This is a genomic window from Pseudomonas fitomaticsae (genome assembly GCF_021018765.1).
In the GTDB taxonomy this organism is placed as follows: Bacteria; Pseudomonadota; Gammaproteobacteria; order Pseudomonadales; family Pseudomonadaceae; genus Aquipseudomonas; species Aquipseudomonas fitomaticsae.
On record NZ_CP075567.1, the window covers coordinates 3,747,700 to 3,759,603 of the forward strand.

An 11,904-nucleotide genomic window follows, 5' to 3' on the forward strand; every position below is an offset into this window, starting at 1 on the left:
AGGGCCGTTGCAGATGACAGAAAGGAGAACCCGAGGATGGGGGGAATGAGGGTCGGGTGATGCTGAGGTCCTGGAAAAAAGTTTGGATTATTTGTTGCTGTCACTGGCCTCATCGCTGGCAAGCCAGCTCCCACAGGTTTTTGTGTTGTGAAGAAAATTGCATTAACAACACCGAACACTGTGGGAGCTGGCTTGCCAGCGATAGGGCCAGTACAGACAACATCAAACCAACTAACACACTACTACTGCACCAACTGGTTGATCTCGATGATCGGCAACAGCACCGCCATCACGATCACCAGCACCACCCCGCCCATCACCACGATCATCAGCGGCTCCAGCAACGCGGTCATACCCATCGCCCGGCGTTCGATATCGCGAGACAGAGTTTGCGCCGCACGCTCAAGCATCGGCGGCAGCGCACCGGTTTTCTCGCCGCTGGCGATCAGGTGAATCAGCACCGGCGGGAACACATTTTCCACTTTCAGCGCGGCCGCCAGGTTGACGCCCTCGCGCACCTTGGCGGTGGCCTCATTGACGCTCAGGCTCAGACGATCGTTCGACAAGGTCTGCCGTGCCGCCTCCAATGCCCGCAACAACGGCACCCCGGCACCGCCGAGAATCGCCAGCGTCGAGGCGAACCGTGCGGTGTTCAGACCCAGTACGAAACGCCCGATCAGCGGCAACTTCAGCACCCGATGATGCCAACTCAAGCGCGCCGCCGGATTACGCAGATACAGGCGCCAGCTCCAGAACGCACCGGCCATGACGCCCGCGCACAACCAGCCCCAGGCACGGATGAAATCACTGGCATTGAGCATCGCCAGCGTCAGCCCCGGCAGATCCTGCCGCGCCTGGGAAAACGCGCTGACCACCTGCGGCACCACATAACTCAGCAGGAAAATCACAATGCCGATCGACACCAGCCCGACCACGCCCGGATAGATGAACGCGGTGAGAATCTTGCCGCGCAGGTTGTTGCGTTCCTCGATGTAATCCGCCAACCGTTCCATTACCTGCGCCAGATCGCCGGACTCCTCGCCCGCCGCAATCAGCGCCCGGTAAATCTCCGGAAAATCCCGTGGCCGCGCTGCCAGCGCTTCGGCCAGGCGCATGCCGCTGCGGACGTCGGCACGTACGGCGCTGAGGGTGTGGGCGATGTGTTTTTTCTCGGCTTGTTCGACTGTGGCACTCAGCGCAGCTTCCAACGGAAGACTGGCGCCGAGCAGACTTGCCAGTTGCCGAGTAGCCCACGCCAGATCGTTATCCGAAAGCTTGGCACTGAACAATCCACCGCCGCCGTGCTGGGAGACGTTGCTTTCCTTCTCCACCGACAACGCCGTCAAACCACGACCGCGCAGAGCGCCAAACGCGGCGCCCTGGCTGTCCGCTTCCAGATGCCCGGATTCGATCTTGCCGCTGGCATCGGCGGCTTCAAAACGATAGCGATTCATCAGGCGTCCCGTGTCACACGAAGGATTTCTTCAGGGGCCGTGGCACCGCTGCGGATCCAGCGTTCGCCGTCCTCGCGCAGGCTGAACATCCCGGCCTTGCTCGCCGCCGCGCGCAACGCCTGCTCCCCTGCCCCTTGGTGAATCAGGGTGCGGATGTCGTCATCGATGCAGAACAACTCGTGAATGCCGGTCCGGCCGCTGTAACCGGTGTGATTGCACGCCGCACAACCGACCGGGCGCCAGGTGCCGGGCGTGGCCGGGTTTTCCTGTTTGCACTGATTGCACAGCCGCCGCACCAAACGCTGGGCCAAAACCCCGAGCATCGACGAGGCCAGCAGAAACGGCTCGACGCCCATGTCGACCAAGCGGTTGACCGCCGACACCGCGTCGTTGGTGTGCAAAGTTGCGAGCACCAGGTGACCGGTCAGCGAAGCCTGCACCGCGATCTGCGCAGTCTCCAAATCTCGGATCTCACCGATCATGATGATGTCCGGGTCTTGCCGCAAAATCGCCCGCAAGGCCAGGGCAAACGTCATGTCGATCTTGGCGTTGACCTGAATCTGGCTGATGCCCGGCAAGTCGTATTCCACCGGATCTTCCACAGTGAGGATGTTGCTGGTGCTCGCATCCAGTCGCGCCAGCGCCGCATAAAGACTCGTCGTCTTGCCGCTACCGGTCGGGCCGGTGACCAGCACGATGCCGTGGGGCTGGCGGATCAGGTGATCGAGTTTGGCCAGCACCTGCGCGTCCATGCCCAACGTTTCGAGATGCAGGCGCCCGGCCTGCTTGTCGAGCAGACGCATCACCACTCGCTCGCCATGCCCGGTAGGCACGGTGGAAACACGAATATCGATCGGTCGCCCCGCTACGCGCAACGCAATGCGGCCGTCCTGCGGCAGGCGTTTTTCGGCAATGTCGAGCTGCGCCATGATCTTGATTCGCGACACCAGCGCACCGTGCAACGCCTTGCGTGGCGAGACCACGTCGCGCAGGGTGCCATCGACCCGGTAGCGCACCACCGAATGGGTTTCGAACGGTTCAATGTGAATGTCGCTGGCCTCATCGCGCGCGGCCTGGGTGAGCAAGGCGTTGATCATGCGGATCACCGGCGCGCCGTCCTGAGTGTCGAGCAGGTCGGTGATTTCCGGCATGTCCTGCATCAGGCGGTCGAGGTCGACTTCGTTCTCCGCCGCACCGACCACCGCCGCCGCGCTGCCGGTGTCGGCGTAGGCAGTGGCGAGCAGGCCGTCGAGTTCATCATCGCGCACCCGCTCAAGCTTCGCCGCGCCGAACTGTCGGCGCACCTCGCTGATCGACCAGCCCGGCGTCGACGGGCACACCGTCAGCACGCCGTCACGCAGCAAAATCCGCTGCGCTTTGGCCCAGGCGTAAGGCAATGCGCTCATTGCAGCGGCACCGCTTTGATGGTCGCGCGCGGGCCGGACACCGGCGCCGGCACGCCTTGGGCGGTGGCCGGCAATTGTGGCGCCTGCATGTCCGGCATCGCCCAGCTGCGCTCCGGTTGCAGACCGCCCTGAGCGCGGCGCATGAAGTCGTAGCGGTTCAGCGTAATGCTGCGCCCCGCCGCGCTGTCGCGAATGATGTACGGGCGCAGAAACACCATCAGGTTGGTCTTGGTGATCGAGCGGCGTTCGTTGCGAAACAGTGCACCCAGCCCTGGAATATTCGATAGCCACGGCACCGCGTCATTGCTCTGGCTGTAGCCGTCCTGCAGCAGACCGCCGAGCACCATGATCTGCCCGTCATCGAGCAGGATGCTGGTGTCGAGCGCGCGTTTGCTGGTGACGATCCCCGCCGAATTGGCCGCCGCCGAGGCGCGTTCGTCGATGCTGCTGACTTCCTGATAAATGTCGAGCTTCACCGTGCCGCCCTCGGAAATCTGCGGCCGCACGTTGAGCTTCAAACCGACCTCTTCACGGGTCACGGTCTGGAACGGGTTGTTGCTGGTGCCCCCGCCGCCAGTGACGTAACTGCCGCTGACAAACGGAATGGTCTGGCCGACAAAAATGCTCGCCGCTTCGTTGTCTAGGGTCAGCAGGTTCGGTGTCGACAACACGTTGGTCCCGCCCTTGCTCTTCAGCGCCCGGGCCAGCACTTTCAGGTCGAGGATCTTGCCGATGCCGGGGATGTCGACGGTGCCGTTGACGTAGCCGAGGTTCAAACCTTGTGGCAACACATCAAGGCTGGTCTTGCCGTTGAGATTGATCCCCGAACCGCCGAGGTTGGCGCCGCCGATCACGCCTTTGCCACCGAGATCGCCGGTCTGCCATTGCACGCCGAACTCGCTGGCATCGTCCTCGCCGACTTCGACGATCAGGCTTTCGATCACCACTTGTGCGCGGCGCTGGTCAAGCAAGTCGATGACTTCGCGCAGGTTGCGATACAGCGGTTCCGGCGCGGAAATCAGCAAAGTGTTGGTGGTCGCGTCCGCCTGAATGGTCACGCCACCGGCGCTGAAGGCCACGTTCTGTTCGCTGCTTTGCGCATTGCCGCTGCCACTGGTGGCGCTGCTGCCCTGAGCGTAACTGCCGCCGGTGCTGCCGCTGTTGGTGGTCGGCGTGCTGCCGTTGGTTTGCGTGCCGTTCTGGCCGTTCTGCCCACCGCCCGAGTTGGTGGAGCTGCCCATGTTGCTGAGCACCGAGCGCGCATTGTCGCTGGTGCCGCTGTCGCTCTCGCCGGTCAACAATCCGCGCAGGGCCTGGGCCAGTTTGCCGGCCTGGGCGTTGCGCAGATATACCACGTGCAGATTGCTCGGATTGCTTTGCGCGTTATCGAGTTTGTAGATCAGGTTGCGCGCCAGCTCCGTGCGCTCGGGGCTGCCGGCGCGGATGATGATGGTGTTGGAACGCGGGTCGCCGATCACCGCGATTTTCTGGGTTGGATCGTTGCCCGGCGCGTCGAGCAGGTCGGCGACCATCGGCGCGATGTCGGCGGCGATACCGTTCTGGATCTGCACCACGTCGGTATCGATGGCGCTCGGGGTGTCGATGCCCTGAATCAGTTGCGCGACCCGCGTCAGGTTCTCGGCGTAATCGGTGACGACGATGGTGTTGTTGCCCGGATAGGCGTTGATCGGGTTGTTCGGCGACACGATCGGGCGCAGCACCGGGATCAGGTTCACCGCATTCTCGTATTGCAGGCGGAACGTGCGGGTCAGCATGCCGTTGCCGGCCGGTTTGTCGGCGCTGTAGATCGGCCCGCCGAGCAACTTGGCATCGGCCTCCGGCACTACCTGCGCCACGCCGCCCACATCCACCACGCTGAAACCCTGCATGCGCAGCGCCGCCAGCAGCATGTCGTAGGCCTGATGCGCCGGCACCTGGCCTTCGGAGACCAGCGTCAGGTTGCCCTTGACCCGAGGATCCACCAGAAACTGCTGGCCGGTGGAGCGCGACAACGCGCGCACCACCGCTTGAATATCCGCGTCGACAAAATTCAGCGTCACCGGTTGATCGCCCAGCGGATTGGCCGGCAACGTCGTGCCCCGCGCCGAACCGCCACTGCGGGCGCGTTCGGTGATGTTGTGCAATTGCTTCGGCGCAGGTCTTGCCTGAGCCTGCGCGCGCTCGCGGTCGAGCACCGCGTCGCCACTGCGCTGGGTGTTGGCCAGCGGCCGGCCGAGTTCGCTGTCCACCAGCAGCGGCGGTTGATTCGGTGGCGTGGTGTTGCTGCACGCGCTCAATGCCATCAACAGCATCGGCAACGCCATGCGTTTGGATCCTGACCCCTTCATGAAGCTTCCTTAGCGCCCAGCGCCTGATCCATGCGTACGGTGCCCGACAGAGTGCCGGCCGTGTCATCGGTCGCGGCGTCGTCTGCGCGTTGCAGACGGGCCTCGACCACTTGCAGTGAAAAATTCCGGGGTTGGCTCAGCAGCCAGTCGAGCACGGCGTCGGCCGGTGCCGCATCGAAGGTCAACAGCCAGCCGGCGGACGCGGCCGCCAATTGGTAATGGCCGCCCAGTCCGCTGGCCTGCAAGGTCTGTTGCAGCGACTGCTCCAGGTTTTGCCCGTCCGGGCGCACGCTGACGTCGCGCAACAGCACTTCCAGTGCTTCGGCCTGGGCGCGCAATTTCGGGGTTTCGACTTGCGAGGCGGCGATCTTCTTCAGCGGCGGCTGAATCAACGCCACCCACGCAAACAGCCCCAGCAACAGCGCCGCCATCCCACCGACCATGCGCTTTTCCCGCACGGCCAACGGCTGCCAACGGGCCTGCAACTGAGCATTGAAGCGCTGCCAACCGGCGCGGTATTTCGCAAGCGAGGGGCTATTCATCTTCGGCTCCGCTGCTCTCGTCGTTGTCAGTGGCGGCGGTCGTCTCGCCGGCCGGGCGCAGGACCCAGCCGTCGTCATTCGGGCTGATGCTGATGCCCACCTGGGCCAGCGTGCCTTGCCAGTCCTTGTCGTTGCCCGAACGCCGGGCCTCGGGCAGCAGGCTCAATTGCAACGCACCGTCGACAAACTCCAGACGCTGCACCGTGCCGGCCATGGACGGCATGCCGCTGCCGGCCTGCAACACCAGCCGCGTGAAATCATGCCCCGGCGCATCTACCGCGCCCTGCTGTCGCGCCGCGATTTGCTGACGGGCCTGTTGCAGCGGATTGAGGATCACCGGCAACTCGGGGAACGCCTGCTTCACCCGCTGCGCCATCTGCGCCTTGAGCTGCTGGCCCTGCCCGGCCTCGCGGGCGGCGTACAGATTCAGACCGATCACCCACACCGCCAACGCCAGCGCGCAGCAGCCAAGCGCCCTGCCCCAACCACGATGCTCGGTGCCCGGTTGCTGGAGGCCGCCGTGGAGGCCCCAGTTCGGCAACGGGCCGGCACTTCGCTGCGTGTCGGCGAATGTCGATTGCACCGCTTCCGGCGCGCCGTCACCGATCCAGTGCGCAGGCAGACCGGTTTCCAGCAGCCAAGCTTCGTCGATCATTGGCTGCACCTGCGCCGCATTCGGGCCGTGGCGCAGCAACAGATGATCGTCGTGCAAGCAACCGACGCCGCCCGCCATCACCGGCAAACTGTAAGCCGCCGGGTACAGGCCTTTGAGGTTCAAACCGAATTGCCCGAGGTGCTGCAAATCCTTGCGTGCTACCCAGGCAATCTGCACCTGGCCGCTTTCATTACGAGCGCTGTGAGCGATGTGCATCTCGGCGCTGTCGCCGAGCATCAAGGCCTGCGCTGCACACTGCACAGCCGCAGCGGTTTTGCTCACGGGCAGCGGCGGCAGATCGATGCTCGCCAACAGGCTGTCCGACGGGTGCAGAAAACACACCAACGGCTGCTTCGGCAGTGCGCCAAGTCGCACGCGCTCCTGGCGAACAACCTGCCCCTGACGATCCAGCGACGCACAATCCACTTCACTGTCGAGACTCAGCTCCGCCAGCGGCGGCAAACTCACGCGCAACTGGCTCATACGCCCACCCGCGACCAGATCACTTGCGGCAACCGATCCTGACTGCGATGCAACAACGCATCGAGGCTCACCCGCCGTTGATCGCGCCGCGCCTGCCCGCGCAACCGGAACCAGTCGCTGGTGATGCCGACCTTGACGCTGGTGATCTCCAGTTGCGGCAGGCGCAGGCGATTGACGAAATCCCCGCGATTGATAAACCAGCGCCCGGCGTCACGTTCATTGATCAACGCCTGCGCCCGCTCCAGTGACAGCCCCGGCACATAAGCCGCCAGCACCGGCGCCGTGGCCGTGTTGCCGTTGAGCCAGGTGGTCGCCGGAATCACCGTCAGGTACGGCGCCAATTTCGCCAAAACCGCATCGTTGACCCCATCGACGCTGCGCAAATCGTCAAGCGTGCGCAGCATTGGCAAGGTCGGTGATTGCGGCTTGCGCGACGCGGACGGCGACGTGGCGCGACCACTGTCGAACGTGTTTTTCGCCACAGGCTTGTCCACCACTTGGGCATTCAACAGGTGCGGATAAGAGCCGATCACCCGCTGACTGATGCGCCAGCTCAAGCCGTTGCTGACACCGATCAACTCGCACAAGCGCTCGAACGCCTGCACCTGCGCGTCATCGATCCGCTCGTTGGCCACCAGATTGCGCAGGTTGAACTTGCCCTGCTCGTCCTCCAGCCGCCCCTCGAAACCCTGAGTGTTCAACCGCTGCGCCCAGGGCTGATCAAGTCGAGTCAACGGATCGCGCTGCCGCGCATCCCACAACAATTGCCGGCTGATCTCCAACCCGCCGTGCAACACCCAACGGCCCTGCACCCGCAGTTGTTCGGCTTCCAGCGCCCGGGTCGAAACGCTCTGGCGAGTCAGCATGCCGGCGGCAATCACCGCGACCACCGCCGCAATCAGCAGCGCACTGATGATCGCCATCCCCTGCTGGTTCGATTGGCTGTTCATGGCCGGCCTTACAACTGCCAGGAACCGATGTCGGCATTCACGCCATCGCCGTCAGGCTGGCCGTCGGCGCCGAGGGAAAAGATGTCGATCTCGCCGTTGGCACCGGGATTGAGGTACTGATAAGGACGACCCCATGGGTCATTCGGCAGACGCTCCAGGTACGAGCGCCAGTTGCTGTTCTTCGCATCGGCCGGCCGCTCCACCAGCACCTTCAGGCCCTGACTCTGGCTCGGGTAAGTGCCGTGATCGAGGCGATACAGCTTCAGCGCCTGCATCAACCCGCCAATGTCCTGCTTCGCCGCCGTGGCCCGCGCCTGATCCGGCCGGTCGAGCACCTTGGGCACCACCATCGCCGCCAGAATCCCGAGAATCACCACCACCACCATGATCTCGATCAGCGTAAAACCCTGCTGCCCACGGGGCATCCGGCTCGGTCGACTAAGCTGTTTGAATTGCGCGATATCCATCTCGTCATTCCCTGGCTTGATTCGATTCGACGCGCAGTGTTGCAAGAAGATATGTCAGGGATGTTGAAAATCCTCGGGTGTTTTCGTCGTCAAGCCGTCAAGCACGGGCGTTAGCGTCAAGGGCTGCCCGACTGCCCGAGCCCCCGATGCGCACCCCCTCCCCGCAAGCCGGATTCACCCTGATTGAAGTGCTCGTGGCGCTGGCGATCATCGCCGTCGCCATGTCCGCCGCCGTGCGCGTGGCGGGGTTGATGACGCAGAGCAGCGGGGTTTTGCGGGATCGCTCGATTGCGATGATTGCGGCGCAGAGTCGGATGGCTGAACTTCGGTTGGAAGGGAGATTGCCGATGGGGGTTAAGGCGATGGAGTGTGATCAAGGGCGGTTGTTGTTGCGGTGTGAGCAGGTGATTGCAGCGGCAGAGAATGGGCGGTTGCTCAAGGTTGGGGTGCAAGTCTTTGATCGCAGCCAGGAAGCGCCGGCGTTGGCGCGGCTGGAGACGTTGTTGAACCGGCCGCAGGACTGAATGGGCGAGGTCGCCAGATCTAGCTGACAACCTCGGCCCAATGGATCAAGCCGAGTAGGGTTTTGAAAGCACCCCGCCGCCTGCACCGAGAATGACCAGAAGCACGTCGTCTGCTGGGTGAGGATTTTCGACATACGGAACACCCGTACTTCTATAGCCGGAAATCCTTACAAAGTTGCCGCCCTTGCTGTCTTTGAAGTCGATCGCGCCGTTCACACATCCACCGTCGGTGAGATCGACCATGTTACCTGCGCCATTCATCAGAATACCCCGGTAATTAGGATTCACCGCCGCCGCTGTCGCGCCAAGCACACCGCTGATTTTGTTCGCCGTCCCATAGTTTTCAATGCAATAGGTGCCACGGGTCGCGTAGTAATCGCAGGCGCTGAAAGTGTTCTGGTTACTGATAATCTTGAGCGGACAGTGACCGCCCTCAAAGTGTGAGTTGACGGCCGTACAACCGGGTGCCGATTGATCGATATACACCGACGCCGCTGGAACATTGCTGGTAGAAGAACGGTTCCAGGGATGCAGGTTATCCGCTCTGAAGTTCCTGCTCGCGTACAACCCAAAAAAGGAGTTATCCGCGGAAACTCCACAGTCCAGCAACGTGACGTTAGTCATCGAGGAGTCGGTCGGGCCGTTGTACAACCAGCCATGGCGACCCGTTGTGTCAATCAGGATGTCTTCATACGTACTTTCAAAACCGAGCTTGCGCTCACCATCAACGATGTCGAAATCAGTGACCAGCCCATGGTAGGCAGACTGCGTTATCGTGACCTGTCGCAGGCTCTGCTTGGCGCCTTTGAGCGCAAAGGTGTTTCCGCTGGTGTTGTTGGCCCGGTTGCCGTCGAACTGCATACCGACAATCGAAACGTTGTTCGTGTTGACGTTGAAATTCGAAGAAATGAAATCCGTGTTCAAGCCACCATTGGCCTTGAGAATGGTAAAGAACTGCCCTTTGCCAACCCAGGACATGTTAGGAATGATCTGGATGAACTCACAGACGTAAGTGCCGTAACCCCACACGATTCTCGCGCCTGCGGCAGTGACTGCCGCAATCGCCCGGTTCAGCTTCTTTTGCTCATTCAGAACGCCATCTCGCCTGAATCCACACTGCTCAGCGGTGACATCACCGTCGTGCATCAACCTCCATTGGCCACCATCGTACGCCTTGATGACCATGGGGATCGCCTCGTCGGTCGTCGTGCCTGTTGTGTCCAAAACGTACTCGGCATGCCCTCCATCTCCGCGAGCATAAAAACCAAGCGTTGAAACCTTCTTGTACGTGGCCGAACTAACGGCGCGTAGATCTTCGAGGATATCGACCGTCATGCAATCAATCTGGGCGACGCTGTTTGTGATGTTTTCTGTCATTGGCATAAATCCTTTTGCGTGGAGAAAGCTCCGCGTCTGGCGGAGCTCGGTGGCAACCTGAGATGTTGAGGACGGGTTGCGGTGGGGTTGGAGAGATTTGTTTTTAGACGGCTTACGGAACCGGCTGGAAGCAAGATTATGCATTTATGCATAGTTAATCAATGCATTTATGCATATTTATGTCCATCACTGCGCGCCGCCTAATGGCGGTGGTGTAAGTTGATATGAATCGGAATGAAGCCCAAGAGATCAGCAGCACGCCGAAAACAGGAGCTATAGACCAGGCTGAGATTTCGCTCCCAGGCCAATAAACGGATGTGACAAGGGTGACTATGCTTTCGAACTCCCCCGGACGAAAAATCATCAACCGATGCCATTTACGAAGCAATGGAGTGCAGGATGAAAATCATCGCTTTTTTTGCTATCTATCTCGCCGGCGGGGTTGCCCTGTTTCCCCTCCTCGACCTCTTTCGTCCGGTAGGCATTTCTCTCGACCATTTCTATTCGGAGTTCTACCTCAGCTCCGGCGCTGATGTGGCGCAACGTCTAAGCCTGAGCTTCATCTACGCAAGCGTGTTTCATCTGGGGTGGGCTGCCCTGTTTTCTGAATCTGCGAAAAGCTGGGTGTACACGACCAACATCAAAGACCTTTGCTATCTCGCCTTACGGTGTCTGAGTGCTTTTTGCATCAGCCTGATGACGCTTGGACTGGTCGGGAAAAGCGTACAGAAAGTGCCCTCTACAGAGTTTCATCAATATTTTCATTTTCTGGTTATCGGCATGCTCGCGGGCGTTTGGGCGTGGGAGCTCAAGAATTTTTTGATAGCCGTCATTTCTTACACCGCAAGAAAAATCAGGGGAGCGACTGAATGAGCGAAGCCAGATCCATTTCCAGACAGGAAAATTGGCCTTCTTTTTTCACCTGTTTAATCAATTCCCACGACGCCGTTTAAGGACACCCACCGTTACTTCCTCAAGGCTACAACGCCTTGCGTCATTGCCTACGACTACGCCAGAATCCGCCGGCTTGTGCGTCTAGGGTGCGGGTCTTATCGTTTCCGGGTCACTGAAAAACAGTGATCGGGTTTGGTAGCCCGACTTCCCATATGACGCATAACGTCACCTAACGCAGAAGCCATTTCGGCATCCGTCTTATGGTGGCCATGCGCAGGGCGCCCTCGGGCGCGCCGGATTTTCCATATGGGCCGGTCTACCAACCTTCGTATGGCCACCACCACTCGTTTGGTAGCGAGAGTGATGGCTCCTTAAGTCCCATATGGAGCTACATCTATGTTCAAGCCAACACCAAATCCACCAGAAACCGATCCGGTCTCCCCCTACAAATTCCCAGACTCCCGAACCCTCAACGAAGCCGCCGAACGCGCCCTCGACCACTATCTCACCCCACAACAACGCATCATGGGTAGCCACCACAAACACGACCCCATGTACCTGGCCAACCCGGCGTACAACACTGAATCCCTCCTAGCCAACGCCAGCGAATCACTAGGATCGGCCAGCGAAATGCTCAACAACTTTGCTGCCACGCTTGATCCTGCACATCGCAAGACCGCGATAGGGATTGCGCAGTTGGTGATGTTGAGCGAGTTGGCGGTGAATCAGGCGTTGGATCATGTTGAGGTGAAGACGTGATCGACTGATTGCTGTCGCTCAATCGCTGGAAAGAAAATGGTCGAG

The 11,904-nt window shown here is 60.9% G+C and carries 11 protein-coding genes; 3 read left to right on the forward strand and 8 right to left on the reverse strand.

Features of this window, described 5'->3' with window-relative positions:
• Window positions 1–242: 242 nt before the first annotated feature.
• Genes gspF through gspG form a run of 7 tightly spaced genes read right to left on the reverse strand, consistent with a single transcriptional unit; the run spans window position 243 to window position 8,305 of the window.
• Window positions 243–1,454, reverse strand: coding sequence for a type II secretion system inner membrane protein GspF (gene gspF / locus KJY40_RS16675; RefSeq protein ID WP_230731262.1), 1,212 nt, complete (start codon window positions 1,452–1,454; stop codon window positions 243–245).
• Window positions 1,454–2,860: a type II secretion system ATPase GspE gene (gspE, locus tag KJY40_RS16680; RefSeq protein WP_230731263.1), complete on the reverse strand. Its 1,407-nt coding sequence runs from the start codon at window positions 2,858–2,860 to the stop codon at window positions 1,454–1,456. The genes gspF and gspE overlap by 1 nt, the downstream gene beginning before the upstream one ends.
• Complete coding sequence (gene gspD, locus KJY40_RS16685; protein ID WP_230731264.1) at window positions 2,857–5,208, reverse strand: type II secretion system secretin GspD; 2,352 nt, start codon at window positions 5,206–5,208, stop codon at window positions 2,857–2,859. Before gspD ends, gspE begins: the two co-directional genes overlap by 4 nt.
• Window positions 5,205–5,750 carry a type II secretion system protein GspM gene (gene gspM / locus KJY40_RS16690; RefSeq protein ID WP_230731265.1) on the reverse strand — a complete coding sequence of 182 codons (546 nt, stop codon included), beginning with the start codon at window positions 5,748–5,750 and terminating at the stop codon, window positions 5,205–5,207. The genes gspD and gspM overlap by 4 nt, the downstream gene beginning before the upstream one ends.
• Entirely contained in the window at window positions 5,743–6,888 is a 1,146-nt protein-coding gene (gspL, locus tag KJY40_RS16695; RefSeq protein WP_230731269.1) for a type II secretion system protein GspL, read from the reverse strand. Before gspL ends, gspM begins: the two co-directional genes overlap by 8 nt.
• Complete coding sequence (gspK, locus tag KJY40_RS16700) at window positions 6,885–7,838, reverse strand: type II secretion system minor pseudopilin GspK (RefSeq protein ID WP_230731271.1); 954 nt, start codon at window positions 7,836–7,838, stop codon at window positions 6,885–6,887. The genes gspL and gspK overlap by 4 nt, the downstream gene beginning before the upstream one ends.
• An 8-nt stretch (window positions 7,839–7,846) precedes the next feature.
• Complete coding sequence (gene gspG / locus KJY40_RS16705) at window positions 7,847–8,305, reverse strand: type II secretion system major pseudopilin GspG (RefSeq protein WP_321576974.1); 459 nt, start codon at window positions 8,303–8,305, stop codon at window positions 7,847–7,849.
• A 146-nt stretch (window positions 8,306–8,451) separates the two neighbouring features.
• Here gspG and gspI point away from each other — a divergent pair, with 146 nt between their 5' ends.
• Complete coding sequence (gene gspI / locus KJY40_RS16710; protein ID WP_230731272.1) at window positions 8,452–8,829, forward strand: type II secretion system minor pseudopilin GspI; 378 nt, start codon at window positions 8,452–8,454, stop codon at window positions 8,827–8,829.
• A 45-nt stretch (window positions 8,830–8,874) separates the two neighbouring features.
• On the opposite strand, the gene KJY40_RS16715 is transcribed toward gspI, so the two are convergent.
• Entirely contained in the window at window positions 8,875–10,206 is a 1,332-nt protein-coding gene (locus KJY40_RS16715; RefSeq protein ID WP_230731273.1) for a hypothetical protein, read from the reverse strand.
• Between the two features lie 399 nt (window positions 10,207–10,605).
• Between KJY40_RS16715 and KJY40_RS16720 the strand changes: the two genes are divergently transcribed.
• Together KJY40_RS16720 and KJY40_RS16725 are read left to right on the forward strand one after the other, a co-directional pair.
• Entirely contained in the window at window positions 10,606–11,079 is a 474-nt protein-coding gene (locus tag KJY40_RS16720) for a hypothetical protein (RefSeq protein WP_230731274.1), read from the forward strand.
• A 417-nt stretch (window positions 11,080–11,496) separates the two neighbouring features.
• On the forward strand, window positions 11,497–11,859 hold the full coding sequence (locus KJY40_RS16725; protein WP_230731275.1) for a DUF6124 family protein: 363 nt from the start codon (window positions 11,497–11,499) through the stop codon (window positions 11,857–11,859).
• The last annotated feature ends 45 nt before the right edge of the window (window positions 11,860–11,904 follow it).